Raw genomic sequence first — 24415 nt, forward strand, 5'->3', positions numbered from 1 at the left:
TTCCCTTTTTTCTTCTCGTATTCTAATCTTGTTCTACTCGAACGATTATGAATGATTCCTCTTTTAATAGGATCTTTCCCGGCGTTCATTCTACCCGCTTAAGAACGGCTTTTTATTTTTGATTGGACGGATGACATATACAGGTCGTCAAATGATCGTTGACAAGTCCACATGCCTGCATATACGCATAGCAGATCGTCGAGCCCACGAAAGTGAATCCGTCTTTTTTTAGCGCTTTGCTCATCGCATCCGATTGAGGTGTGCTTGCAGGTACTTCCTGCAGCGAACTCCAATGATTCTGTACGGGCTGTCCATCCACAAAACTCCAGATATAGTCTGCAAAGCTGCCAGTTTTCTCCTGGATCTTCAGAAACGCCTGCGCATTGCGGACAAACGCATTGACTTTCAGCCGGTTGCGGATGATTCCCGGGTCCTGAAGCAGCTCGGCCTGCTTGTCCTCGCCGTAGCCCGCAATTTTCTCCGCGTCGAACCCGTCGTAAACGTTCTGGTAATGCTCCCTCTTTTTAAGCACCGTATACCAGCTTAAACCCGCCTGAGCGCCTTCGAGACATAGCATTTCAAACAGCTTGCGGTCGTCCCTCTCCGGAACTCCCCATTCGTGATCGTGATAATTCACGTAGAGCGGATCCTGATTGACCCAGCCGCACCGTATAAGTTCCATTTGTATGTACCTCCGTTTTTCTGCATGATCTGTCACCCGGAAGCCTGCCGCTGCAGCCTATAGAAGGTGCACGTGTTGCCGTACACTTGCGCAGCCGCTTCTTCTACCGCGACCGATTTAATCCCGGCAATATGTCGTACAACGTCAGCCACCATCAAGGGATGTGTCATTCTGCCGTCGTACGCTCCTTCGAACGGCCAAGGACCGTCCGTTTCGGCCATCATCAGCTCCAGCGGATAGCGGGCCGCCAACCGCCTGATTTCCTCTTCGTAGGAGATATCCGGGGTTATAGATATATAATACCCTAAACCGATCATACGTTCGACTGTTTTTTCAGAACCTTTAAACCAGTGAAAATGAGCGTGTTCTATTTTGTACCGTTCCAGCAGGTCAAGCACGAGGTCCGCGTCTTCGTAAACGGCGTGCAGAACGACAGGCTTGTTGTGTTTAGCGGCAAAAGCAATAAAGCGCTCCAACAAATCAATGTAAGGCTGTAAATAAAATGCTTGCCCGGCCTGCTCAACTTCCGTCCGCATGTAATAAGGCAGACCGATTTCCCCTACGGCCGCGGCTTCGTGAACGGTTTGCTCCATCCACGCCAGCAGTTCCGCAAGCTCATCCTCCGAGGGAAGCGGCTGCTCGGGATGAAATCCGTAAGCGGGCCGGACTATGTGGGGATACCGGCGGTAAAGTTCCCGGGTTCTCTGACATGAAGGGAGGTTCATGGACACGGCTAGCAGCATAGAGATGGGAATACCTTCCGCAATATCATGGAAAATCAAGGAACGTTCCTGCTCTCCATACTGTTCCAGATGGATGTGAGCATCGATATAACGAAGTTTTTCCGAGTCGTGCGCCTTACGGTCACCGACGGCTCCGGGCTCGAACCCCTTCCTATCAATCATCGGTTCTTTTATCGGTTCTTTTATCGATTCTTTTATCGATTCACTCATCGTTTTGTTCATTTCTTTCGGCCTCCGTTTCCGATTACTCTGTGATTTGCGTACGGATATACAAGACAGCCCGCAGGCAGAGGAGCTGAATGTTTCAGCTTCCGCTTCCTACGGACTTCATCAGATTGATCAGTTCTCTTTTCATCGAGATAAACGCCGGATCTTCCGTAATCGTAAGCGCACGCGGACGCTCGAAAGGAACGATGACCTCTCTCTCGATCCTGCTCGGCTTATCCGATAGCAGATAGATGCGGTCCGAAAGCAGCAGAGCCTCTTCCAGACTGTGCGTAATGAAGAGTACGGAGCGCTTATTCTGTTCCCATATTTTAAGCAGCCAGTGCTGCATTTCTTCACGCGTCAACGCGTCCAGCGCACCGAACGGCTCGTCCAGACACATCAGCTCCTGAGGACTGAGCAGAGCCCGCAGAAACGAGACGCGCTGCTGCATTCCCCCGGACAAGACGTGCGGATGTTCCTTCTCATAGCCTTGCAGACCCACTTTAGCCAGCCATTCCCTGGCCAGCACCAGCGATTCCGCTTTAGGCAGGCCTGCCGTCTCACGAGCCAGGATTACGTTCTCTTCCACAGTCCTCCAAGGAAGCAAAGACGCCTGCTGGGGCATATAGCTGACGAGCCCCTTCCTGCCGGTTACGTCGCTGCCCTCCATAACAATCTGTCCAGACGAAGGTCGGATCAATCCGCCTATGAGATGAAACAGCGTCGTTTTTCCGCTGCCGGAAGGACCGATCAGGGAGACGAATTCCCCTTCGTTTACATGAAGGTTAATCCCGTTAAGAATTTTCGTGTCGCTTCCCCCTGTGGAGAACGACTTGGAAATCTCTTTTAATTCCAGCTTTTTCATCGCTTTCTCCTCCTAATGTTTATCGGGTTTCCAGCGTACGGTCCATTTTTCCAGCAGCACGATGGCTCCAAACAGTAGGAGACTCAGAACGACAATAAGGAAGATGGCTACGAACACGCGGTCCGTACGGAAGGAAGACTTGGCCAACAGCATAAAAACGCCGATTCCTTTGTCGGAACCGAGCCATTCGGCGATAACCCCGCCCATAACGCTGTAAGTGGCGGAAATTTTCAGCCCCGAAAAGACGGACGGCAGCGCGTAGGGAAGCTCCAGCTTCCAGAACAGCTGGCTGCGTCGTGCCCCGATCATTTCCAGATAACGGTGCATGCCCGGATCGGGGTTTGACAACCCCCCGAGCGCCGCTACCGTTACCGGGAAGAAACACACAAGCGTAATGACAATAAGCTTCGGCAGCAGCCCGAAGCCAAACCAGATCATCAAGAGCGGCGCCAGTGCGATCGTCGGAACATTCTGGGACAGAACCAGCAGCGGATAGAAGGCCGCTTTCATTCCGGGAATCACATGAAGCAGGCAGGCGATGAGCAGCCCGAGCGCCGAGCCGATGGCAAAACCAAGCAGCGTAATGGAGACCGTAAAACTCACATGTTTACCCAGCAGGGGCGCCTGCCGGATGCCTTCCTCCACGATCTGCAGAGGCGCCGGAAGCCTCCAGGCCGGCGTGCCGGCCCAAGTGACGCCAAGCTGCCATAAAAGCAGCAGAAGGATGGCCGTCAGTAAAGGCGGCCATCCTTTCTTCCATAAGGAACGGATCATGGACGGTATTTCTCCGTCAGCTTGTCCATCGATGCGCCCTCGGGATTGAAATAGATCTTCACTTGCGAGATCACATTGGGGCTTCCGAACTCGATCATCGCTTCGTTCATTTTCCGGACCACGTCCAGCAGTTCGTTCAAATCGCCTTCCATCGTCGTTTCCAGCGGATGAACTTCATGCTTGACGCCGGATTGCTGAATCACTTCGATTGCGCGATCCACATAAGGGATCACATCTTCCCCGTTCTTCGTTTTCGGGATAATCTGAATACTGACGAGTGCATTAGCCATAAGAAAATCCTCCTTGCCGTACTTGGCAGAACGGCATCATGTATGAACGTATAAGGCAAACCGGATGAAAATTTTCTCCGCTTCGGACATCACTTGCCGGCAGGAGGCAGAAACTCGTTCGTAAATGCCTTATCGGCTTCGAGGCTTTTCTCCAAAAGCTTGTGATCAAGCATCCATTTCGCGTAGTTTTCCCACACTTCTTTTTTCTGCTCGCCCCAACGCGGAGCGTCGTCCTTGTATTTCGGGCTCAGCCATTTCTGGCTGGCCAGCACGAGGTTTTTGTCCAGCTCCGGTACCGCTTCGGACAGAACGCCAGCCGCCTCCTCGGGCTTGTCGATCGCGAACTGGTAGCCTTGCGAGGCCGCCTCCAGGAACGATTTGACGAGCTCAGGCTTTTCTTTGATCACTTTCTCGCTGGTGGCGAGGACCGGTGTATAGTAATCGAGCTGTTTCGAATAGTCGGTAAGATAAACCATATTCAACGGCTCCTTGCGAAGCTCGGATTCAATGCCTGTCCAGCCGTAATAAATCCAGGCGAAATCAATATCGCGCTTCACGGCAGTAAAGAAATCCGCGTCGCCCATGTTGACGATTTTCACCTTCGACGGATCGGCCTTATCGGTCTGCATCAGCGAGTCGATCATCGCATTCTCGGCCGGAGATCCCCACCCGCCGTATGTTTTGCCTTCAAAATCTTTAGGCTTCTTGATATTTTTAGCGGCCGGAGAGGCGAAACCCGACGTATTGTGCTGAATAATCGCCGCAATGGAAACGATCGGCACGCTTTGCGTACGGGCCTGCGTAATTCCTTCCTGGTAGCTTACGCCGAAGTCCGCGGCACCCGAAGCGACCATGGCGTCCGCGCCTCCCGCTCCCGGCTGGATGATGTCTACATTCAACCCTTTTTCAGCAAAATAGCCTTTGGCTTTGGCGACGTAGAGGCCGGTATGATTCGTGTTGGGCGACCAGTCCAGAACGACTTTGATGTCCGTTTTCTGAACCGCTGCAGGCGTCTGCGCCGCTTCCGGCGACGATTGAGCCCCTTCATTTCCCCCTGATTTGCCGCATCCGGCAAGCGCAACGGCAAAAGCCGCGGCAAGCGCTGTTGTACGTATGACCCGTTTCATCGTCTTCTCTCCTTCTTTATCCGCAGACAAGCCAAAAAAGCGCCCCCTGATCGGGAGCGCACATAAAGTCGATAGTATCCGTACGGTTTCCTACGCTGGCATTATCCAGATCAGGTGTAAGGGTCAGTATCTTTATGGGATACAATCTCAGCCGGCCGATTCCAGCACCCCTGCGTCTTATTCGGTTGTCGTGCATTTCTGGGTCTATTATAGCATACGGTCCCGGTTTGTCCAGGTAAATGGCAGGACTCATCCGTTAAGACAGCCACTCCCGCAATTTTTCTTTCGCTTCCGCGGCATCTTTGTAGCCCAGATCGTGCAGCGCTTCGAGCCTGGACGTATCCTTCTCCATCCGCCCTACCTTGAACGGGGTCGACGGACGGATCACGATGACTTTGCCCTCTCCTTCCAGCCGTTCGATTTCATCCAGCGTCCGGTTGTAAACCAGGCTACGCTCCACCATTGCGCGGACAAGCCCCGGATAGGACGGATAAAACCGCCGAGCCAGCCACTGCTGCTTGAACGGTGTCTTCCGGTAACCCTTCGGGCGGGTGAGCACCACGATATTGCGTTCGTTCCCGTCTTTCATCGACTGATGAATCGGAATGGGCGCCGTGATGCCGCCGTCAAACAGCGTTCTTTCCTGATACTGCACGGGCTGGGAGACGAACGGCAGTGAACTCGAAGCCCGGATAAGCGAAAGCGACATTTCGGGCGCTTCGTTTTTCCTGAAAAAGACCGCTTCTCCGCTTAGGGCATCCGTCGTTCCGATTACCAGTTCATGACTTGCTCCGTAAAAGGTTTGAAAATCGAAAGGAACCAAGTTATTCGGGATCTCATCGAAGATAAAATCCATCCCGAAGATGCTCTTTTCCCGGATCAGATTGCGGTAACTGATATATCTGCGGTCGGTAACGAACCCGATCGTAACTTTCTTATTGCGCCCCGGCTGCCGAGAAAGATAAGATGCCGCATTACATGCGCCGGCAGAAACGCCGATTACGTAAGGAACGTACCAGTCCTTCTCCATTAAATACTCAAGGACTCCCGCGGTATAAACGCCGCGCATTCCTCCACCCTCAAGCACCAAACCAAGTGAAGCCATTTCCGCCCCTCCCTTTATATCTCTCGTTCCAATATGATTAGCATACTACAATTTTACCGCTAAACAAAACGGTGCGCATCGTGATTTTACCGGGATTTTCTTGCTTTTGGAGGTCGTCCCGTGTTTTCCCTATCGAATCCGCTTCTTGAACGCAAAATAAAAACCCGCTTCATGCGGGCTTTCGGTTATCAGAAAGGCGGGGCCGGCTCCACTTGCGGGCCACGACGCCTTGACCGGGAGAAAACAGAAAAGCAAGGACGAACAGCCCTCCCGCGGCACAAATGATACAGCCTGCTATGGACGCGTCCAGCAGATAGGCTAACCCGTAGCCCAAAACCGCGCTCGCCGCTCCGATCCCCATACTGAGCGGAATCATGACACTCAGCCGTTCCGTCAGAAGATAAGCTGCCGCAGGCGGCACGACTAGCATACCGACAACGAGAATAGCGCCTACGCTTTCGAACGAAGCTACAGTCGTCATCGAAACGAGCCCCATGAGCAGGTAATGAAACAACGCCACGGGGATTCCCATAGCGGCCGCCGCCGCCGGATCGAAGGAACAGAGTTTAAATTGCTTGAAAAACATTCCGATGAGCAGCAGGCCGAGGATAAAAGCCAGACCGACCGCCCAGACCGCTTTGGGCCCGACGGCTATTCCGGCAATCGTGAGGGTATCCCAGGGCACGTAAGCAATTTCACCGTAGAGAACGCAATCCAAATCCAGGTCGATATGACCCGCATAAAGACTGACAAGTACGACCCCTACCGCAAAAAGCGCCGTAAAGACGACACCGATGGAAGCATCGGCCTGTACCCCGCTTTGCTTAAAAAACTGGATCAAAAAAACGGTAAGCAGACCGACCGCGGATGCCCCCAGCATCATGACGAAGGAATCCCGGGAGCCGCTGATCAGAAATGCGATCACAATACCCGGCAGAACGGAATGACTGATGGCGTCGCCGATCATGGCCATATTCCTCAGTACCAGGAAACACCCGACCAGCGAGCAGGCGCAAGCGACAAGAACGCCGGTTAGAATAATCCATCCGCTAATCACCGACACTCACCCCTTCTCTTTGCGCTCTCTTACTCTCGTACGGGAGCTTCGCCTTTTGAACCGAACGGTATGCCGACCATTTAAGCAGAAGTTTGGGCATAAGTCCCTTGCTCGCGCCGAACACGAGCGAAACCAGGAACCAGGCCGTTGCCGCAAGAACGCTGAGCGGCCCCGTCGGCATATTGCTGCCGATCGTGCTGAACAGTGTGCCAAGCGCCCCGCTTATCGCACCGAACAACCCGGACAGAACGACCATGGTTCCGAGCTTTTCCGTCCAGTATCTTGCCGCGACCGCCGGGGTGATGAGCAGCGCCGCCATCAGAACGACCCCCACCGCTTGAATGCCCGTAACGACGGCAACCAAAATGAGCAGCAGGACAAACTGGTCGAGCAGCGCGGTCGGATAACCGATTCCTTTGGCAAATCCCGTATCGAAACTGGTAAGCTTCAGCTCTTTGTAAAACAGCGAGCAGACGAGCAAAAGCAGTACGGAAACGCCCGCCATGGTGTAGACGTCCTTCATGACCATGGATGCCGCCTGTCCGAACAGGAACTTATCCAGTCCGCTCTGATTGCCGCTGGGACTATGCTGAATCTGAGTCAGCAGAACAATCCCGAAACCGAAAAACACCGATAAAACGATGCCTAGAGCCGTGTCCTGCTTTATTTTGGAGTGCCGGGTCATCCAGCCGATACTTAACGTAGCTAACAAACCCGAGATGGCGGCCCCGGCAAGAAAGCCCAGGATTGACTTGGACCCGGTCACCATAAAAGCCGCGCAGACGCCTGGCAGCGCCGCGTGCGACAGTGCGTCTCCCATTAAAGACTGCTTCCGCAAATAAGCAAAACTTCCCAGCACACCGCCGCTGAGTCCCAGCAGCGAACTGCCGTAGAGAATCCACTGCGTGTTGGGATCCTTCAAGGCTTCCAACCATGTAAGCAAAGCAATCCCTCTCCTTTCCGTCAGCTTCTACAAACGCCGGTCCAGCAGAGCCAGACGACCCCCGTAAGTTTTTTGAAGATTGTTGCGGTTAAAGACCTCCGACACGGGACCTGCGGCAATCAGACCGACATTCAGCAGCATGACCGTATCGAAGTATTCTTCCACAGTCGACAAGTCATGATGGACGACCAGCACTGTTTTACCCTGATTTTTCAGCTCTTCCAGCAGGCTGATAATCGCACGCTCCGTTGCGGCATCCACACCGACGAACGGCTCATCCATAAAGTACAAGTCCGCCTTTTGAGCCAGAGCTCTTGCCAGAAAAACGCGCTGCTGCTGCCCGCCGGACAACTGGCTGATCTGACGGGAGGCAAAGTCGGCCATCCCGACCTTTTCCAGGCAATCCAGGGCCAGCTTACGTTCGGCCCCGCCGGGTCTGCGGAACCAGCCGAGCCGGCCGTAGGTTCCCATCGTGACGACATCAAGCGCGTTCGTAGGGAAATCCCAGTCCACTGACTCCCGCTGCGGAACGTAACCGACCCGTTTGCGCTGTTCCCGGTACGGCTTGCCGTAAACGGACACACGCCCCTCCACACGCGGGATTAAACCGAGCGCCGCCTTGATCAGGGTCGATTTACCCGCACCGTTCGGTCCGACTATGCCGACCAGACTTCCTTCGGGAGCCGCGAAAGTGACTTGCCTGAGTACCGGCTGCTTCCGGTAAGCGACGGTCATATCTTCAATGAGCAGGGGCGGCTTTGACCGGTTCTCCTGCACGAGCTGCTGAATCTGCATGATGCATCCTCCTCGGTTCGTTTATTTCAAAGCTTTCACGATCGTGTCGACGTTGTGGCGGACCATTCCGATGTATGTCCCTTCGTTCGTGCCTTCCTCACCCATCGCGTCGGAATACAAAGTACCTCCGATCTTCACCTCATGGCCTTTCTGCTTCGCGCCTTCGATAACGGCGTCTATGGCTTTCTGGGGAACGCTGGATTCGATAAAAACGGCTTTGATTTTATTGGCCACCAGAAAATCGCGCAGATCGGTCACGTCCTTAGACCCGTATTCGGAAGCCGTGCTCATCCCTTGAAGACCCATAACCTTGATGCCGTATGCGTCACCGAAATAACCGAAGGCGTCATGTGCGGTAACGAGAACCCGGGCGCCCTCGGGTATGGAGGCGATTTCGGACCGGGTGTAGCTATCCAGTTCTTTTAATTTCGCCAAATAGGCGTCGGACTTGCCGCGGTAATCCCGTTCGTGAGCGGAATCGAATTTGATCAGTTCATCCCGGACTTTTTCCGAAGCGGTCATCCAGTTTTTTACATTAAACCAGATGTGGGGGTCGTACTGGGTACCGGCATCGTCTCCGGAACGGAGCTCCTTGCGGTCAATGGGATCGGACACGGCAACCGTCGGTTTTTTGCCCCCCATTTGTTCCAAAATCTCCGTCATCTTCCCTTCCAGATGCAGACCGTTATAAAAAATGATGTCCGCTTTGTCAAGTTTCGAGATATCTCCCTGGGAAGCTTTGTACAGATGGGGATCGACTCCCGATTTCATCAAACTGGTTACTTCTACATGTTCTCCGCCTATCTCGCGCGCAATATCGGCAATCATACCGATTGTGGTCGTAATGCGGACCTTGCCTGCGTCTACGGCCTTCTCCCCGGCCATTGCGGAAGGTTCGGAACTGCAAGCCGACAGAGCTATCACGCTTCCGGCGATCAGAACCACCAGGGACATGCCCTTCCATCTCCCGCGTCTTTTGGCAGCCCGTTCATGCAATCGATTCATTTTGTTCTCCTCCTGATCTTTAGTAAGCGAACTGATTAAGCGGTTTACCCCTCTTTATATACATTTTCCCTACGGAAATTTTGTTTCCCCAAGGAAACATAAAGGGCAAAAAAAAGTTCTCTTTTCACTATTATTATTCCCTAAAAATATAAATATTGCAATAGGGAAACTTTTTTAACAAAAGGAAAAATATCTGCGCCTGCACAAAAAAAAAAAAAAAAAGAAACGCTGCCCTTATCGGAAACAGCGCCGGATCAAGTCTATTCAGAGTGGTTATCAAGCGGACGAACCCTCTTCAGGTTTTACGATTCGTTTTTATTGATTTCGTTTAAGCTCGGCGGATACTCCGATGCTTTGCGTGAATTTAAGGTCACTGCTTCCGATTTCAACCGGCTTTTGTTTTGCTTATCGTCTATTTTGGTCGATTTGTTGAACGGCATTCTCTCATTCACCTCCGCTTTCGTTATCTTCCGTAGGGTGCCCAAATCTCGCCACTCCATAACGGATTGTTCCGCGATTCCGGATCACCTTTTGAATTGTCAGAATATTGTGTCGAAATTTTGGCACGTTTATCGAGTTTTGCGCTTACCCAGGAAATATAGTTCCGCTCAGGGAAATAACCGAATGAATCAATCTGCCCGCAAATGTACATCGTATAGAAAAAGGAGGTTGTTACGCATGGTAGAAAGTCAGCAGCATCAGCAGTTTATCCGGCATGCCGTCGAGGCGGCGGACGCGGCCATTCTGGCGGCGCAGGAAGCGGAGCACGAGCTTCAGGGGGCCATTACACAGGCCGATCCGAATGCGATCCAGCGGGCACAGGCCAAATTGGGCTCGGCCAAACGTCAGGTAGCCGAAGCGGCCGCCCAAATCCATTCGTTCGACGGGGATCGGTACGGTCAGCAGCTCCAACAGACGATCGAACAACTGCAGCAAGCCAAGCAGGATTTGGATGTAAGCGAGGATCATTACCATACGCCGAAGCAAGTCCGGTGAATTACGCTCCGAAAGGAGCTTTTTCTTTTTGAAAAAATTCTACATTATGATAAACTATTCAGGGTATATAAAGCGCCGGCCTTATCTTAAAGGGCGCTGAACAGGGAGGGCCTTCATAATTTATGTTAGTCATTGGGATAGCCGGGGGAACCGGTTCGGGAAAATCAACGGTCGCCCGTTCGATCATAGACGAGCTCGGAACGAAAAACGTTACACTCATTTGCCAAGATAATTACTACGCGGACCGCAGCGAGCTGTCCATGGATGAACGCGCCAAAATCAATTACGATCATCCGAACGCGTTTGAAAATGAACTTCTGCTGAAGCATCTCGGCGAACTTCGGAAAGGCCGTGAGATTCAGGTCCCGATATATGATTTTACACAGCATGCCCGTTCCTCCGAAACGCTTCACATTCTAGGCACGCCGATCATTGTGATCGAAGGCATCCACGTCCTGACGGACGAGCATCTGCGCAAAGCGCTCGATATCAAAGTGTTTGTCGACACGGACCCGGACGTCAGAATTCTGCGCCGCATCATGCGGGATACGAACGAACGTGGCCGCTCTCTGGAATCGGTTGTCGATCAATACATCACGACGGTAAAACCGATGCATGATGCCTTTATCGAGCCATCCAAAAAGTATGCGGACATCATCATTCCCGAAGGCGGAGAAAACGAGATCGGCATACGCCTGCTCACCACCTTAACGGAAAGCTATATGGATACCCTGCTGACGGATCTTAATTAACGCCAAAAGCAGCGGCTTCAACCGCAAAAGCACAAAAAAAGACCTGGATACAGCTTCGGCTGCATTCAGGTCTTTTTAAGTTGGAAAAGGATCGCCGCCTCGTAAGCCGACGTCTGCTGCAGCCAGGCTTATCCGGCCGGCAGGCCGCAAGTCGCGCGGACAGCCGCGCGGATAGATAGACACCTGCGGGCCGCCGGCCGATCGCAAACCGGACGATCATCCCCAGGGCATTTTACGCTTGTCCTAGTCCGGCGTCGGCCTCTCCCCTTTTGCGGTTCCGGACCGCAAGCCCGGTAAGAACGAACAAGACATACACGGAGCCAAGCAGGAAGAAGAGGCTGCTGAGGGAGATATACTGGATGCCCAGTCCCCCCAGATTAGGCCCGACAACGCTGCCGATGCTGAACAGAATCGAGCCGATCACGTTGGCTGACGGAAGGAGTTCCCGCGGGAGCAGGTCGGCCGCGTACGCGAGTCCCAGCGAGAAGAAGGACCCGATCATGCCCCCCGCCATCAGCAGGAGAAAGCCGATTCCCCACACGGAACTTCCGGCGAACGGCACGGCCAGGAAAGCGGCGGCTCCCATCGCGGCGGCCGCCAGAAGCACGGGCTTGCGGCCGATTTTGTCGCTCAGCATGCCGAGCGGCAGTTGCAGAATCAGTCCGCCGAAACCGACCAGCGGAAGCAGCATAGATACCGTCGTATCGGTGAGACCGAGCCGGAGGCCGTACAGCGGGAAGCTGCTGTTCAGCACCGCTTCGGTGTAGCCGTACAGGAAGGTCGGAATAAGCGCGAACCAGGCAATTTTGGCCGCTGTGCCGTACCGCTTCTGGGCGGGCGACTCCTTCCCTTCCGACTGAACCTTCTGATCGGGAAGCCTTTGCAGCAGCAAAATAACGACCGTGTAAAACAAGGCCACCGTCAAAAACGGCGCGTAGGAACCGAGCGCGAGCAGATTGATACCCGCCGGACCGATACTGAAACCGACTCCGTAGGCCATGCCGTAGTAGGAAATATAGCGGCCCCGTCGTTCCGGGGGAGCCGAGGTCAGAATCCACAGCTGCGTTGTGTAATGCAGGATGGAATTCCCGAATCCGATAATGAACCGCAAAATAAACCAGAACGTAAGATTCCCCCATACGGGAATCAGCAAAATAGCCACCGTCTCCATGGCAATTCCGAGAATTAGAATTTTCTTGTAACCGAGCGCGAGCAGAATCCGTTCGACTACGAACATGGACGCGAAGCTGCCGATATACATGGCGGCGGCGTTAAACCCGTTAACTCCCGAAGACACGCCTGTTTGCTCCAGCAGGATAGTCAGCAGCGGAAGCAGAAGTCCTTGACTTAAACCGGAAATGATGACAACCAGCAGCAGAAGTACCAGGCGGCGTGTCGGACTCATCGTCTTTACCGACGATACGTTCATGATGATAAACCTCCCAGCCTATTGAAAAACACCTCGACTATTGTACCATCGGCTGGAACGCTTGTGAATTGACCTCCGGTTAATTTTTTTAGACTTCAACGCTTTCTCCCTTTTCCCCGATAAAGTCCAGACGGTCCCCGTAAGCCAGCAGCTTGCCCGGCAACGGCACGCCGAACCGTTTCCAGACGAGCAGACGGACCTTGCGGATCCATTCGTCGAAGCCTTTGTAACCCGCAAACTCCGCTGCATAACGATCGTTCATCATGACAAAATAAGGACTGGCGAATTTCTCGGTCAGAAACCGGAGCGACGTGTCGACGGGCGTATATTTCTTACGCTTGCCCTCCCACGTGTCCACCGTGTATCTTTCGACCGGCATGTCCCGGAGCAGCTCTTCCAGCAGCTTCACTCTTTTGTGATAAGGCGAGGCGCAGGGGATTCCCATTCTTTTCAAGCTCTCTTCATGCTGGGGATAAAAGACGACCTTCCTGAATTTGCGCTGATCCGCAATCGCTTCTATCAGACCGAGTTCGTCCTCCGACCAGTCTTCAAACGTTTCAAAAATGAGCAGCGTTCCGCGCTGAGCGGGCGGCTCTTCTTCGTATCCAAAAGGCACCATCGTATTGCCTCTCGCCATTTGCGAACGCCTCCTTGTGGCCGTTTTCGTTTAGCCTTGCATGGTTGCTTTCATTTTACCCGAAACGGTCCCGATGAACACCCTGTAATCTCAGGCGCGCGGCAGATTTCACGAAATAATTGACCACTAGAAGAATGTATGTTCCATATTTCACACTATTTTTGGAGCCGTCTTCTACACATCCCCAAAATGTACTATAATGGGAAGAAGCATGTCCTCAGTACCCCGTACTGACATTTTTTACATAGAAGGAGTTCCTGCCCATGAGAGATCCAAGAATGGTTACGTTTGCACGAAACATTATCCGCTATTCGGTTGAACTTCAGCCGGGCGAAAATATTTTGATCGAGCTGATCGGCGTTAAAGATCCGGAGCTCGCGAAGTGCTTTATCGAAGAAGTGTACGCGGTCGGCGGAAATCCAATCGTCGAACTCCGCGATCCCGCGATCAACCGCAGCATGATGCTCGGCGCTACGCGCGAAACGCTGGAGAAAAAAGCCGAAATCGAACTGAGCCGCATGAAAGAAATGCAGGCTTACGTGGCCGTGCGCGCCGGCGACAACGTGACGGAAACCGCGGACGTTCCGGAAGACCGCCTGAAGCTGTACATGAGCGTGTACTCCAGACCGGTGACCAACCAGCGTGTCAACCATACGAAATGGTGCGTCATGCGCTACCCGAACGGCTCCATGGCCCAACTGGCCAACACGAGCACCGAAGCGTTCGAAGACTTCTACTTCCAGGTGTGCAACCTCGACTACAGCAAAATGGAAACGGCGATGGAGCCTCTCGTCCAGCTCATGAACCGTACCGACAAGGTGCGCCTCGTTTCTCCGGGTACCGACCTTTCTTTCTCCATCAAAGACATTCCGGCGATCAAATGCTGCGGCAAACGCAACATTCCCGACGGCGAAGTGTACACCGCTCCTGTGCTCAACACCGTAAACGGTATCATTTCGTACAACACGCCGACTGTTTACTCGGGAACTTCTTTCGAGAACGTCGTCCTGAAATTCGAAAACGGAAAAATCGTTGAAGCGACAAGCAACAACTCCGCCCGCATGAACGAAATTCTGGATACGGATGAGGGCGCACGTTATATCGGTGAATTTGCGATCGGCGTCAACCCGTACATTCTGCACCCGATGAAAGATACCCTGTTCGATGAAAAAATCGACGGCTCCATTCACTTCACGCCGGGACAAGCTTACGAAATCGCCGACAACGGCAACCGCTCTTCCGTTCACTGGGATATCGTGCTTATCCAGCGTCCCGAATACGGCGGCGGCGAGATCTGGTTCGACGACGTGCTTATCCGCAAAGACGGACGTTTCATTATTCCCGAGCTGGAATGCCTGAACCCCGAAAATCTGAAATAAGCAGCGCCTATATCGCAGCGGCGAAACGCATCCGTACAGCGATTGCGCCGCGCATTACGAAACAGCTTCACCCATCCGGGTTGAAGCTGTTTTCTTTTGGCCCGTATTTGCGGAAGAATGGATGGAGCAGCCTCCCGGCTAATCGCAAAAACGCTGCGCTCCACCAAGTCGGTTCCCCGCGTCTCGACGGACGTCGTAGGCACCAAGCAGGACCGTCGGGTGGGTAGCAGAATGTCCGGATGGCCGGTCAGGTCCCGCCTCCGAGGGAGGAAATGGAAGCGATCCGAGCTCGCTGGAAGGAAGTTACCCCTCCCGACTGGATCGAACAGATGTGAACGGAAAAAGAGCAGTCTCCCTGATTCGAAAGGGAGACTGCTCTTTTTCGATTTTTTATGACGGATTGACGCGTACCGCCGCCTGCTTGCCGCTGACCTGGATGTTCGTCTCCTTCGTGCCGGAGGCGGACAGATCCTTAACCAGCCGTTCCAGAAGCTCCTTCGCTTTCGGTCCTTCTTTGCCCTGAATGCGGACGACGAGCTGTACGGCGTTCCCGGAAGCCAGAAGCTTCTCGGCCTGCCTCTGTTTCGTTTCATAGTCGTGGTCTTCGATGTGAACGGTGAGCCTCAGCTCCTTCACTTTCAGAGGCATGTCCTGACGGCGGGCCGCCTGCTTGTCTTTCTGGACCGCCTGCTTCGCCGTGCCGCGAGCGGCAAGCTTGCAGGGGGGCGGGCTGCTCATCAAAGACGTGCATACCAGATCGGCGTTCGCCGCCTTAGCCAGCTTAAGCGCTTCTTCCCTTGGCATGACACCGAGATTTTCCCCGTTTAAGCCCGTAAGCTCCACCTCGGCCGCTTTTATTTTCTCGTTCATGATAAGCATCATAAGTTCCTCCCGGATGTTGTGTCTCCGGAAACTTCTGCCGCTATATGGCTGCGCTATAGAACCGGTTCGTTTCCGTACTCTCCTTCTTTCTATTGTAGGGGATACGGAGAGGAAATACAAAGCGCCCGGCAGGGAAACACCCCCTCTTTCGGACGCTTGTAATCGCATGACGGGTGCAGTCAGCCCAGCCAGTGGAACACGGTCCCCGCCGGGGCTTGCTCCCGCACAGCAGGCGCTCCGGGAGGGCGCAGCGCCGCGGCCGCGGCGGCGAGGTCGAGCCCGCCGCTTCCCGGCGAAGCTCCTCCGGCGGGTATTGCCCCCGCGATGCGGATGGCGGCGCCCTTCGGCACGAGCGCGAACAGCGCCTGCATGTCGGCATCGCCGACCCGGATGCAGCCGAGCGAGCGCCCGTCGCCGATAGAGGCGGCATCCGCCGTGCCGTGCACCGCGATGGCGCCCAGCCCCAGCGCCGCGGCGCCGTACACGCCCGGCGTCCTGCCCGCGGGAGCGATCACCCGCTCCCGCACGGCGAACGTGCCGTCCGGCGTCGGCGACTCCGGACGGCCGATTCCGGCGCGGGCCTCCAGCACCGCGCCTCCGGCAGTCAAGAGCAAGCGGTGATCCCGCTTGCTCACGGTCACCCGCACAGGCTCGAACGGAACGTTCGCCTGTGCGGAAGCGCTTGCGGGAAGGATGATACCCGCAAGCGAAGCCCCCGGCAGGTTCGGCGTCAGGGCCGAACCTGCATCTGCGGCGGCGGGCCGGTAGACCCACCCGCCTCCACCGTCGTAAGACGGGCTCACCCGGGTGGAGCCCGTCACGGCTTCCCGCGGCACGAAGCTGAGGTAATTTCCGGGATAATCGCGGACCAGCTCGTCCAGGCTTGCCGGAAATTTCCCTCCATGGTCCGCCGCGTATGCCCCGAGCGCCGTGCGGATGAGCTGGGTGCCAATCCGCGTCAGCACCTGAGCGCGCGGCGCGCCTTCACCCAGATAGGTGATCTCCGCGGTTTTGCGGAGCGATGGCGCATATTGTGCCGCCGCGAAAGCACCCTCCACTTCGGTGGGATCTTTGACCGGGACCACTTGTCCGTCCATACCCGGGAGCGCGTCTTGTCCGGTCAGCCGGACTGCGTAAATGACCCGGCTTTTTTGCGGATTCCGCCCGATTAGAAGCTCCATCTCCTCCCGGAGGATCGTCTCCGCCCGGGCGATGCCCGTACCTGGGGACAGCCGCAGCAGGTAAGGCCGCTCATCCGGTTCCACGCCGGAAAGTTCCTCCGGGCGTAAAGAAGCAGCTTCCGGCGAGAAGCTGCTTCCTTCTTGAGGCTGAGATACATGCGATTCGTAGCTTGAGGGCTTTCCGTTTTCCGCGGCGGAAGCGGTCTGTTTGTTTCCTGCTCCCGAGAGGAGAATGACCAGCAGGACCAAATTGATGACGATGAGCGCATAGAGGAAAGTCCGCAAAAATTTGTTGAATTTGCTTCCCGTTGCCGCCTCCAGCTCTTTGCGGACTCCCGCCAGATCGCTTTCCTCCCGCTTCGCCAGCTCGTGTACGGCCCGGTTGGCGTCGGAGTAAAACGGGGAGGGGTACGTTTTCATCACCTCTTGATAGTGAAAAAGCGCCCTGGGCAGGTTCCCCTGCTCCCTTGCCCGCTCTCCCATGCGAAAATGTGCTTCGGGAGACGTTTTATCGGCATAGCGGATGACTTTATCGAAATACTGCGGGTCTCCCCGGCTGATGTATAAATTTTTGTTGACTCGCACCAGATGCGGTTCTAAAGGATGCGAAAACCGGTTCGTCGCTCCTCCCATTCCCTACCTCCTGTTTGCTGTAATGAGAGATTAATAGGCTGTTCGATACATATTGTATCAATATAAATACAATTTGTATAGTTATAATCGTACGCCAATTTTTGCGTGCGGCTCTTCGCTATTTTTCTCACTATTCCGCCTTCGTTCGGTGTATGAATTGTTCACCTTGCAAGCAAACTAACAGTCGGAGGTGGATTCCATGGCAGGAAGAAACAGCAAGCCCAAAAATCGCGGTCCGGCCAGTCAACCGGGCAGACTTGACCAGTTCGGCGATAAGCTGGCCGACGGCAAAGGTCCAGTACCGAAGCCCGAAAACGTTTTAGGGGAGTAACTTCTTTTCTCCGCACCGATTCCGTCTTCACACGAAAAAAGCCTTCCGGCCCTTTCGGTCCGGAGGCTTTCTTTATTTATTCGTTTTACCCCAATACATACCGGCTCAGCATCGCGTACACGTCGTTAATGTTGGCGCTTTTGTTAAATTTCTTGACGATAGGCTCGTGGGTGCTCGACAGCCAAATTTTAAGCTCCGCATCCAGATCGAACGTCCCCGCGCTCTCTTTCGCGAACCGGATAATACTTTTGTAAGGAACGGACATGTATTCCACTTTGGAGCCCGTTACCCCTTGCTTATCGATCAGAATAAGGCGTTTGTTCGTAAAAACGAACCCGTCCCGGATAATTTTGTACGCGACCTGCACCTGCTCGCCCGGAATAAGAAACGGCTCCAGTTCCTTTTGAAGCTTCTCCGGAGACATTTCCGAAGCATTTCCCAATAAACCGTCCAAGATCCCCACAGCTCATCAGCTCCCTTGCCCATAATCCTTATTTTAACACACCTCGAACCGGGACGAATCCGTCTTTTAAAAATCCCCGTCGCCGTTGTCCTGCGCGGCTTCGCGTTCCAGCCGCGCCAGAACGGACTGGATATCTTCGGGCTGAAGCAGCTCCACGGGTGAAACTCCCTTTTCAAAATGAAGGGAGCTGCCGCTCAGCAGGACGACATACTGATCGCCGAACTTGGCAAAATGTACTTTTCTCCCGTAATCCGCGAGCTTCCCTTTTACGGTCAAATGATCGAGCTTAAACGTCATGCCCAGATCCGGCTGCTGCTCCACCAGAAAGTTGGCGGCCTCCATGACAAGCTCCGGCGCCCATTTCTCCTGCAGCTCGCGCTTCTCGCTTGCCGCCCAGAGTTCAAGGTCCCTCTCCTCGGCTTCTTTCTGCTCGGGATGGGCTTCCAGCGTCTGCTCGATATGCTGCTGAACCAGATTGACAACCTGATGATTCAGAAGCTCCGGCATGGACTTTTCATACTCCACGAATTTAAGCAGATCCTCGAAATATTTGGCGTGCGACGGCTGATGGATTTTCAGCTCCCAGTCCTCAAGCATGCCGACCTCCGGCATATACGGATACTGGATCGCTTTCATATTTTTCGCGTTGATGGCCATTTCCACTTCATGCAGCAGACTGGATTCATCCGTAATGCGGGCTATTTTGGGCTCGAAATCGCATTTCATCACGAATACGAACGGCTCGTCGAAATACTGCGGCAGCTTGGCGCTGGCCGTAATGAGCGCTCCGCTGCGCACCGAACTCGTCTGGATGTAAGCTCTTGCCAATTCATCGCTTTCTTTCAGGAAATCGTCCCTTGACGAGGCGCTGCGAAGTCTGGCGAACATATTGTAGTTCGGATTCGTTTCGAGGCCGCACCCCGGTTCCGTTATAAACCGTCCGATTTTGGTCGGAACTTGCTCCGACTGGGGATTACGTTCCACTTTGCGCTTGGCCAGCCGGGCAAACTCGCCGCCCAGAAACTGTTCGAGCGCACTGCCTTCGTAAGCGTCCCCGTCCAGAGTCTGAAAATGACGGTAAGCCTTGCCCGTCCCTTCTTCGCGTATGACAAAAAATGAGATAAATTTCACTTCGAATTTCATGCTTTTTTCCCCTTTATCCGTTAACCTGCTGTCTAACCTTCTCTGATTGTAGCGAATCCCGCGATTTTTGACAAAAGAAACTGACTCCGGACAAAAAAAACTGCCAGACCGTGTGATTGTTGGAAGCCTCGACCTGTCTATATTAGTAGGAACGATAGAAATACGATTTACTATGGAGTTGGGGTGTACGATGAGATGATTTATGGAACGATGTTGTTGGAAACGGATATCGAATTGTTCGCCGCAGCACTTTCGCAGACCGAAGTCTACATCTGGGGAATGGATCACAACGATGTGTATGTCCAAATCGGACGAGGTTTTATCGAGAAATACAACCAGGACCAAGTGAAAATCCGTTCGAGCCTCAATAGCTGTACGATGATTTACTCCAGAGAAAAATGCGAATTCAGCGCCAAAACCGAGAGCGCGGAAGAGCAGCCTAAGTAAGCAAGCCAGAAAACCCGTATAATATAGAGATGAAATGAAGCCGACCCTACATACCTTACAAATGTGCGCCTATTTAAATAGCAGGAACAACCTTTAGATGATAAATAACTATTCTTATTAACTGCTAAAAACCCCCTCGGGCGAGGGGGTTTCTTTTTGCTGCGCGGACGGGCATGGACGAGCCCGGAACCTTCGTACGGGACCTGCATAAGCTGTAGCAGTACAGGATGTAAGCCCAAGACGGAGGGATTCCCGTGAATGTGGAACTGATGGGACTGCATGTCGTTTATGTATGTTTTATTGCCCTTATTATCGGGTTTATGCTGTTTCGTAAAGATACGACGCCGGTTTGCCTGATCGGCATTTTCTTGCTGGGCCTCGCCGCTACCGGCTCGCTTCCCCAATCGGTCGGAGGCATTTTCACAAGCCTCATCTATGCCATGAAAGAGCTTCTGCCGACCATACTCGTCATCTCGGTCATCGTCGGCATGAGCCAGGTTCTCTCGTTGTCCGGCGTCAGCGACACGATGATTTCCCCCGCGGCGAAGCTTATCCGCAGCCCCGGAGCGGCCTTCTGGATCATCGGTATCGTCATGATGACCGTTTCCTGGTTTTTCTGGCCGTCGCCGGCCGTGGCGTTGATCGGGGCCGTGTTACTCCCGGCGGCGGTCCGGGCCGGTCTGCCGGCTATGGGGGCGGCCGTGGCCATGAACTTGTTCGGCCACGGCATCGCGCTTTCCGGCGACTACGTCATCCAGGCCGCCCCGAAGCTGACCGCCGACGCCGCCGGGCTACCCGTCGGCAGCGTCATGGAAGCTTCCATCCCGCTCGTCGCCGTGATGGGAGCGGTCACGACCGCGACCGCTTTCTGGTTCCTGCGGCGCGATTTGAGAAGCGGCGCTTTGAAACCGGAAAGCGCTATCAAGCCACCGGCCCCCGTCATCGGGGGCACATCTTCCGGCGGGAAGCTGCTGTCCGGCAGGCGGCGCCTGCTTCTCGCTGTCGCGATTCCCCTGCTGTTCGCGGCCGACATTGCGGCCATGTTCAAGCTGAACCTGCAGGGAGGGGAAGCGACCGCTCTGATCGGCGGGACGGCCGCCCTGATCCTGCTGCTCGTCTCGCTCATGGCGCACCGCGGGGGCGGGTTCGGTAAAACGACCGCTTACCTGGTGGACGGGTTTCATTTCGGCTTTAAGGTATTCGGTCCCGTCATTCCGATTGCGGCCTTCTTTTACCTCGGCGACGCGGCTCTTACCGAACTGTACGGGCATGTCCTCCCGGCCTCCTCGCACGGGATCGTGAACGATCTCGGGCTGGCGCTGGCCCAGACTGTGCCCGTCCATCCGGCCGCAAGCGCCGTCACGCTGACAGCCGTGGGCGCCATCACCGGGCTGGACGGGTCGGGCTTCTCCGGCATCTCACTCGCCGGCTCGGTCGCCAGCCTGTTCTCCTCCGCCCTCGGCGCGGGAGCCGCTACCTTGACGGCTCTCGGCCAGGTGGCCGCCATCTGGGTCGGAGGCGGCACGCTCATCCCGTGGGCGCTCATTCCCGCCGCCGCCATCTGCGGTGTCGATCCTTTCGAGCTGGCCCGGCGGAACCTGAAGCCGGTGATGATCGGCCTGGCCGTCACAACCGTCTTCGCGATGTTTCTGATCTGATCCGGCGGAGAACATGCGGTACTCAGGATGCGCGTCAGCCACGGCCGTGTTCCATGCAGACCCTTTCCAGCGTCGCTCTTGCTTGGTTCTTGCTTCGTTCTTGCTTCGTTCTTGCTTCGTTCTAGCTTCGTTCTAGCTTCGTTCTAGCTTCGTTCTAGCTTCGTTCTAGCTTCGTTCTGGCTTGGTTCCTGCCTGGTTCTTGCTTGGCATTCGCTGCCTTTCTCGGCTTTTTCCACCTTCTTACCGCGCTCAAGGATTCCCCTGCATCCTTCGGCAGCAAGAACGGTATCTAACGTCCGGTAGAGGCTCCGCCTTCGCAAGGCAGCCCTTCGCCCTCTTCCCTGCCCGCCGCATCCGGCGGGCATTCTTTTTCGAATGCCGCTATAAGATCTTTCATGAGCTTCATGGCCGCTCCCGCATCCAGCGCATAATATTTTTCCGTGCCCTGCTGACGGATCGTTACGATCTCCGCCTGCTTGAGCAGTTTGAGGTGGTGGGAAATGGCCGGTCTCGACAGGTGCGAATGCTCCGTGATGCTTTTGACGTTCATGGGCCCGTGTTTGCCGAGCAGCAGAATAATCTGCTGTCTAGCCGGATCTCCCAAAGTCCGGAACAAATTCGTACACTGCTCAAAATACTCCATCGTAGTCATTTCTGTTGTTCCGCTCATACGATCACATCTTTCTTCATCGATGCGGCCGGAAGGGATGCGGGAGAGGACGCCTAGATCAGCTTGCGGCCGAGGTTCTCGGCCTTGTCCAGCCAGGATTCCCGCTTGGCCGCCGTGGATAATTTAAGCGATCCGAGCGTTGTCACGCGTACCGGCTTAAATCCGCTGAATTCGAGGGTCCCCTTCTTCATCGCCTTATGGCCGGGGCTTCCGCTTATAGTCTGATAATACCATACCGGAGTGTCCATCGTCACAATGAGGCGGGCGCTCTTCCCCTTAAGCAGTTTTTCCCAGGCGAATGAGTCCTTGCTCTTGTACTTAAAAGCGAAGCCCGGTAGAAATACCCGGTCGATCAGCCCTTTGAGAAGAGCTGGCATGGTCCACCACCAGGTCGGATAGACGAACACGACGTGGTCGGCCCAGCGGATCGACTCCTGGATTCCAAGCAGATCGGACTCCAGCTCCGTCCGCTTTCTGTACCCGTAAGCCAAATTCGGATTGAATTCGAGATCGCTGATCTGCACAAAACGAATTTCCGCTCCGGCTGCGGCCGCCCCCTTGCGGTACGATTCCGCCAAAGCGGTGCAGTAGCTCTCCCGGTCGGGATGTCCTTGAATGATTAAAACGCGTGACGGTGCCTGTGTTGTCATAAGAAGAAACCTCCATCTGATCATTAATTCAGTTCGTATGTTTAAGTATTTAAACCTTTAAACCAAAGATAAGCCCCGTTTCATTATTTGTCAATCAAAAATCATGGCTGATGAATCCGCAACAAAAAAAGCCTTCATGCGAAGGCTTAAGAATTCTCGTAAATTTTCCGGTATTTTTCATTGAAAGCGTCGATCCAATCCCCATTAATCGGCCCGTTTTTAATTTCATACAAGCGGTCCGTCAAAACATAAACGGTATTGTTATTTGCGTAATCAAAATCCTTTCGGCTTTATCGCTCGCGAGTTCGAATTCGGACGATAAAACCCTTTGAAACAAACAAAAAAACCGCGCATGCGCGCGGCTTTCGAATGACGAATTCGTCGGATAAACTTGCCTTGTATAAACCAAAAATCTAAAAGTGCACGTTTCATGCCGCTCCCGTTTATTCCGGAAGACACCAGTCAATCGGCTCGATTCCCTGCTCCCGAAGCCATGCGTTGGCTTTCGAATAAGGCTTGCTGCCGAAAAATCCCCGGTGGGCGGAAAGCGGACTCGGATGAGGAGCTTTGATGACGCCGTGCCGGTTCAAGTCGATCAGCTGCGTTTTGGACTGCGCGTGGCTTCCCCACAAAATAAAAAGAACGGGGGTCTCTTTGCGGTTCAGCGTTTCGATGACTTTATCCGTAAAAAGCTCCCAGCCTTTTCCTTTGTGGGAATTCGCTTCACCGGCCCTCACGGTCAGCACCGTGTTCAGAAGGAGCACCCCCTGGTCGGCCCAATGCTTCAAATACCCCGTGCCCGGGAGAGGACAGCCGATATCGTCCTTCATTTCCTTGAACATGTTTTTGAGCGACGGAGGGGCGGGTACGCCCGGTTTGACGGAAAAGCTCAAGCCGTGAGCCTGACCCGGTCCGTGATAAGGGTCCTGCCCCAGAATAACCGCCTTCACATCCTTAAACGCCGTATAATGCAGGGCATTGAAAATATTGTGCATCTCGGGATAGATCGTCCGCTCCGCGTATTCCTGCTTCAAAAACTCCCTGAGCTTCAGATAGTATGGTTTCTCGAATTCCTCCGACAGTAATTCTGCCCAGTCATTCTTCAAGATCGTCATCGCTTATGTCTCCTTCCTATTCCTCCGTTTCCAGTCTTCCGGTAGACGGATCTGCAAGAACCAGCCGGGCCGAAACTTCCTCTCCGCCCTGCCGTTCCAGTTTGAGCTTGGCCGTTTTTCCTTTTTCCAGCAGTGCTTTCACCTGGGCATCCGTCAAGCTCCGTCCGAAGCTTTCCTTCCAGATGACGAAGGTGCAGCCAGTCTTGTAATGCGAACAGCCATATCCTTTCTTACCCATAAAAATGGTTCCGCCGCAGCCGGGCCGAGGACAAGCGCCAACCACACGCGGCCCGTCCGCCGGTTTAGCCGCAGCAGAGGCACCCGGGCCTGCCGCTTGTCCCGCGGAGGCTCCGCGGGAGCGCTGGCCGGCAGCTTGGCCCGCTGTGGTCCGGGAGCTGCGCCCGGATGCCTGCCCTTCGGCCCCCGCCGTCTCCCGCACGGGCGCCTGTCCCGCGC

At 54.4% G+C, this 24415-nt stretch carries 27 protein-coding genes and 1 riboswitch; of the genes, 6 read left to right on the plus strand and 21 right to left on the minus strand.

Annotated elements, in window-relative coordinates; all coding sequences use genetic code 11:
• Window positions 1–112 precede the first annotated feature (112 nt).
• The 11 genes from PCH01S_RS05185 to PCH01S_RS05240 form a co-directional block, all read right to left on the minus strand.
• Window positions 113–682, minus strand: coding sequence for a DNA-3-methyladenine glycosylase I (locus PCH01S_RS05185; RefSeq protein WP_042227332.1), 570 nt, complete (start codon window positions 680–682; stop codon window positions 113–115).
• 32 nt (window positions 683–714) lie between these two features.
• On the minus strand, window positions 715–1647 hold the full coding sequence (locus tag PCH01S_RS05190; RefSeq protein ID WP_084706526.1) for a TatD family hydrolase: 933 nt from the start codon (window positions 1645–1647) through the stop codon (window positions 715–717).
• 82 nt (window positions 1648–1729) lie between these two features.
• On the minus strand, window positions 1730–2497 hold the full coding sequence (locus PCH01S_RS05195; protein ID WP_042227333.1) for an ABC transporter ATP-binding protein: 768 nt from the start codon (window positions 2495–2497) through the stop codon (window positions 1730–1732).
• 12 nt (window positions 2498–2509) lie between these two features.
• Window positions 2510–3271 (minus strand): ABC transporter permease, encoded by a 762-nt coding sequence (locus PCH01S_RS05200; RefSeq protein ID WP_009672896.1) that lies wholly within the window; start codon window positions 3269–3271, stop codon window positions 2510–2512.
• Window positions 3268–3561: an MTH1187 family thiamine-binding protein gene (locus tag PCH01S_RS05205; RefSeq protein WP_042227334.1), complete on the minus strand. Its 294-nt coding sequence runs from the start codon at window positions 3559–3561 to the stop codon at window positions 3268–3270. The genes PCH01S_RS05200 and PCH01S_RS05205 overlap by 4 nt, the downstream gene beginning before the upstream one ends.
• Window positions 3562–3650: 89 nt before the next feature.
• A complete protein-coding gene (locus PCH01S_RS05210) occupies window positions 3651–4688 on the minus strand; it encodes an ABC transporter substrate-binding protein (RefSeq protein ID WP_042227480.1) in 1038 nt (345 codons plus the stop codon).
• A 69-nt stretch (window positions 4689–4757) separates the two neighbouring features.
• Window positions 4758–4870, minus strand: a riboswitch (TPP riboswitch).
• A 74-nt stretch (window positions 4871–4944) separates the two neighbouring features.
• Window positions 4945–5793, minus strand: a complete 849-nt coding sequence (locus tag PCH01S_RS05220) for a patatin-like phospholipase family protein (protein WP_042227338.1) — start codon at window positions 5791–5793, stop codon at window positions 4945–4947.
• A gap of 169 nt (window positions 5794–5962) precedes the next feature.
• A complete protein-coding gene (locus PCH01S_RS05225) occupies window positions 5963–6856 on the minus strand; it encodes a metal ABC transporter permease (protein WP_042227339.1) in 894 nt (297 codons plus the stop codon).
• Window positions 6843–7793, minus strand: coding sequence for a metal ABC transporter permease (locus PCH01S_RS05230; protein WP_042227340.1), 951 nt, complete (start codon window positions 7791–7793; stop codon window positions 6843–6845). Before PCH01S_RS05230 ends, PCH01S_RS05225 begins: the two co-directional genes overlap by 14 nt.
• Window positions 7794–7820: 27 nt before the next feature.
• Window positions 7821–8588: a metal ABC transporter ATP-binding protein gene (locus PCH01S_RS05235; protein WP_042227342.1), complete on the minus strand. Its 768-nt coding sequence runs from the start codon at window positions 8586–8588 to the stop codon at window positions 7821–7823.
• Between the two features lie 21 nt (window positions 8589–8609).
• Window positions 8610–9593 carry a metal ABC transporter solute-binding protein, Zn/Mn family gene (locus PCH01S_RS05240; RefSeq protein WP_042227343.1) on the minus strand — a complete coding sequence of 328 codons (984 nt, stop codon included), beginning with the start codon at window positions 9591–9593 and terminating at the stop codon, window positions 8610–8612.
• A gap of 678 nt (window positions 9594–10271) precedes the next feature.
• Between PCH01S_RS05240 and PCH01S_RS05245 the strand changes: the two genes are divergently transcribed.
• Complete coding sequence (locus PCH01S_RS05245) at window positions 10272–10589, plus strand: hypothetical protein (protein WP_042227345.1); 318 nt, start codon at window positions 10272–10274, stop codon at window positions 10587–10589.
• Between the two features lie 122 nt (window positions 10590–10711).
• Window positions 10712–11341, plus strand: a complete 630-nt coding sequence (gene udk, locus PCH01S_RS05250; protein WP_042227346.1) for a uridine kinase — start codon at window positions 10712–10714, stop codon at window positions 11339–11341.
• Window positions 11342–11573: 232 nt separating this feature from the next.
• Here udk and PCH01S_RS05255 read toward each other — a convergent pair whose 3' ends face one another.
• The gene (locus tag PCH01S_RS05255) at window positions 11574–12770 is read right to left on the minus strand and encodes an MFS transporter (protein WP_042227348.1); all 1197 of its coding nucleotides are present in this window, start codon (window positions 12768–12770) and stop codon (window positions 11574–11576) included.
• A gap of 88 nt (window positions 12771–12858) precedes the next feature.
• A complete protein-coding gene (locus tag PCH01S_RS05260) occupies window positions 12859–13407 on the minus strand; it encodes a hypothetical protein (protein WP_042227350.1) in 549 nt (182 codons plus the stop codon).
• 263 nt (window positions 13408–13670) lie between these two features.
• On the opposite strand from PCH01S_RS05260, the gene PCH01S_RS05265 reads away from it, so the two are divergent.
• Window positions 13671–14786: an aminopeptidase gene (locus tag PCH01S_RS05265; protein ID WP_042227352.1), complete on the plus strand. Its 1116-nt coding sequence runs from the start codon at window positions 13671–13673 to the stop codon at window positions 14784–14786.
• Between the two features lie 390 nt (window positions 14787–15176).
• Here PCH01S_RS05265 and infC read toward each other — a convergent pair whose 3' ends face one another.
• Together infC and PCH01S_RS05275 are read right to left on the minus strand one after the other, a co-directional pair.
• The gene (infC, locus tag PCH01S_RS05270; RefSeq protein ID WP_174446789.1) at window positions 15177–15665 is read right to left on the minus strand and encodes a translation initiation factor IF-3; all 489 of its coding nucleotides are present in this window, start codon (window positions 15663–15665) and stop codon (window positions 15177–15179) included.
• Between the two features lie 182 nt (window positions 15666–15847).
• A complete protein-coding gene (locus PCH01S_RS05275; RefSeq protein WP_042227354.1) occupies window positions 15848–17482 on the minus strand; it encodes a L,D-transpeptidase in 1635 nt (544 codons plus the stop codon).
• Between the two features lie 199 nt (window positions 17483–17681).
• Here PCH01S_RS05275 and PCH01S_RS31235 point away from each other — a divergent pair, with 199 nt between their 5' ends.
• The gene (locus PCH01S_RS31235) at window positions 17682–17813 is read left to right on the plus strand and encodes a hypothetical protein (RefSeq protein WP_255246824.1); all 132 of its coding nucleotides are present in this window, start codon (window positions 17682–17684) and stop codon (window positions 17811–17813) included.
• A gap of 85 nt (window positions 17814–17898) precedes the next feature.
• Here PCH01S_RS31235 and PCH01S_RS05280 read toward each other — a convergent pair whose 3' ends face one another.
• Both PCH01S_RS05280 and PCH01S_RS05285 read right to left on the minus strand, forming a co-directional pair.
• Complete coding sequence (locus tag PCH01S_RS05280; RefSeq protein ID WP_009672891.1) at window positions 17899–18276, minus strand: PH domain-containing protein; 378 nt, start codon at window positions 18274–18276, stop codon at window positions 17899–17901.
• A 66-nt stretch (window positions 18277–18342) separates the two neighbouring features.
• The gene (locus PCH01S_RS05285; protein ID WP_042227355.1) at window positions 18343–19419 is read right to left on the minus strand and encodes a DUF3900 domain-containing protein; all 1077 of its coding nucleotides are present in this window, start codon (window positions 19417–19419) and stop codon (window positions 18343–18345) included.
• 195 nt (window positions 19420–19614) lie between these two features.
• Between PCH01S_RS05285 and PCH01S_RS05290 the strand changes: the two genes are divergently transcribed.
• Complete coding sequence (locus PCH01S_RS05290) at window positions 19615–19866, plus strand: hypothetical protein (protein ID WP_241688710.1); 252 nt, start codon at window positions 19615–19617, stop codon at window positions 19864–19866.
• A gap of 254 nt (window positions 19867–20120) precedes the next feature.
• Window positions 20121–21524, plus strand: coding sequence for a hypothetical protein (locus tag PCH01S_RS05295; protein ID WP_042227358.1), 1404 nt, complete (start codon window positions 20121–20123; stop codon window positions 21522–21524).
• Between the two features lie 289 nt (window positions 21525–21813).
• On the opposite strand, the gene PCH01S_RS05300 is transcribed toward PCH01S_RS05295, so the two are convergent.
• The 4 genes from PCH01S_RS05300 to PCH01S_RS05315 form a co-directional block, all read right to left on the minus strand.
• Window positions 21814–22194 (minus strand): ArsR/SmtB family transcription factor, encoded by a 381-nt coding sequence (locus PCH01S_RS05300; RefSeq protein ID WP_042227359.1) that lies wholly within the window; start codon window positions 22192–22194, stop codon window positions 21814–21816.
• A 53-nt stretch (window positions 22195–22247) separates the two neighbouring features.
• Window positions 22248–22844, minus strand: a complete 597-nt coding sequence (locus PCH01S_RS05305; RefSeq protein ID WP_042227360.1) for an NAD(P)H-dependent oxidoreductase — start codon at window positions 22842–22844, stop codon at window positions 22248–22250.
• A gap of 443 nt (window positions 22845–23287) precedes the next feature.
• Entirely contained in the window at window positions 23288–23959 is a 672-nt protein-coding gene (locus tag PCH01S_RS05310; protein WP_042227361.1) for a uracil-DNA glycosylase, read from the minus strand.
• 16 nt (window positions 23960–23975) lie between these two features.
• The coding region (locus PCH01S_RS05315) for a topoisomerase C-terminal repeat-containing protein (RefSeq protein ID WP_409372153.1) at window positions 23976–24415 on the minus strand (440 nt) is incomplete at its 5' end.

Origin of the sequence: Paenibacillus chitinolyticus NBRC 15660 (genome assembly GCF_000739915.1) — a bacterium.
Classification (GTDB): Bacteria; Bacillota; Bacilli; order Paenibacillales; family NBRC-103111; genus Paenibacillus_F; species Paenibacillus_F chitinolyticus.

What these genes read in the sequence shown, in the direction of transcription:
- PCH01S_RS05210 (WP_042227480.1), bottom strand. Translation starts at nt 4,688, where the DNA reads ATGAAACGGGTCATACGTACAACAGCGCTTGCCGCGGCTTTTGCCGTT.
- PCH01S_RS05240 (WP_042227343.1), bottom strand. Translation starts at nt 9,593, where the DNA reads ATGAATCGATTGCATGAACGGGCTGCCAAAAGACGCGGGAGATGGAAG.
- PCH01S_RS05190 (WP_084706526.1), bottom strand. Translation starts at nt 1,647, where the DNA reads ATGAACAAAACGATGAGTGAATCGATAAAAGAATCGATAAAAGAACCG.
- PCH01S_RS05235 (WP_042227342.1), bottom strand. Translation starts at nt 8,588, where the DNA reads ATGCAGATTCAGCAGCTCGTGCAGGAGAACCGGTCAAAGCCGCCCCTG.
- PCH01S_RS05200 (WP_009672896.1), bottom strand. Translation starts at nt 3,271, where the DNA reads ATGATCCGTTCCTTATGGAAGAAAGGATGGCCGCCTTTACTGACGGCC.
- PCH01S_RS05275 (WP_042227354.1), bottom strand. Translation starts at nt 17,482, where the DNA reads ATGGGAGGAGCGACGAACCGGTTTTCGCATCCTTTAGAACCGCATCTG.
- PCH01S_RS05265 (WP_042227352.1), top strand. Translation starts at nt 13,671, where the DNA reads ATGAGAGATCCAAGAATGGTTACGTTTGCACGAAACATTATCCGCTAT.
- PCH01S_RS05245 (WP_042227345.1), top strand. Translation starts at nt 10,272, where the DNA reads ATGGTAGAAAGTCAGCAGCATCAGCAGTTTATCCGGCATGCCGTCGAG.
- PCH01S_RS05220 (WP_042227338.1), bottom strand. Translation starts at nt 5,793, where the DNA reads ATGGCTTCACTTGGTTTGGTGCTTGAGGGTGGAGGAATGCGCGGCGTT.
- infC (WP_174446789.1), bottom strand. Translation starts at nt 15,665, where the DNA reads ATGCTTATCATGAACGAGAAAATAAAAGCGGCCGAGGTGGAGCTTACG.
- PCH01S_RS05205 (WP_042227334.1), bottom strand. Translation starts at nt 3,561, where the DNA reads ATGGCTAATGCACTCGTCAGTATTCAGATTATCCCGAAAACGAAGAAC.
- PCH01S_RS05300 (WP_042227359.1), bottom strand. Translation starts at nt 22,194, where the DNA reads ATGAGCGGAACAACAGAAATGACTACGATGGAGTATTTTGAGCAGTGT.
- udk (WP_042227346.1), top strand. Translation starts at nt 10,712, where the DNA reads ATGTTAGTCATTGGGATAGCCGGGGGAACCGGTTCGGGAAAATCAACG.
- PCH01S_RS05310 (WP_042227361.1), bottom strand. Translation starts at nt 23,959, where the DNA reads ATGACGATCTTGAAGAATGACTGGGCAGAATTACTGTCGGAGGAATTC.
- PCH01S_RS05185 (WP_042227332.1), bottom strand. Translation starts at nt 682, where the DNA reads ATGGAACTTATACGGTGCGGCTGGGTCAATCAGGATCCGCTCTACGTG.
- PCH01S_RS31235 (WP_255246824.1), top strand. Translation starts at nt 17,682, where the DNA reads ATGGCAGGAAGAAACAGCAAGCCCAAAAATCGCGGTCCGGCCAGTCAA.
- PCH01S_RS05260 (WP_042227350.1), bottom strand. Translation starts at nt 13,407, where the DNA reads ATGGCGAGAGGCAATACGATGGTGCCTTTTGGATACGAAGAAGAGCCG.
- PCH01S_RS05290 (WP_241688710.1), top strand. Translation starts at nt 19,615, where the DNA reads ATGATTTATGGAACGATGTTGTTGGAAACGGATATCGAATTGTTCGCC.
- PCH01S_RS05285 (WP_042227355.1), bottom strand. Translation starts at nt 19,419, where the DNA reads ATGAAATTCGAAGTGAAATTTATCTCATTTTTTGTCATACGCGAAGAA.
- PCH01S_RS05195 (WP_042227333.1), bottom strand. Translation starts at nt 2,497, where the DNA reads ATGAAAAAGCTGGAATTAAAAGAGATTTCCAAGTCGTTCTCCACAGGG.
- PCH01S_RS05255 (WP_042227348.1), bottom strand. Translation starts at nt 12,770, where the DNA reads ATGAACGTATCGTCGGTAAAGACGATGAGTCCGACACGCCGCCTGGTA.
- PCH01S_RS05305 (WP_042227360.1), bottom strand. Translation starts at nt 22,844, where the DNA reads ATGACAACACAGGCACCGTCACGCGTTTTAATCATTCAAGGACATCCC.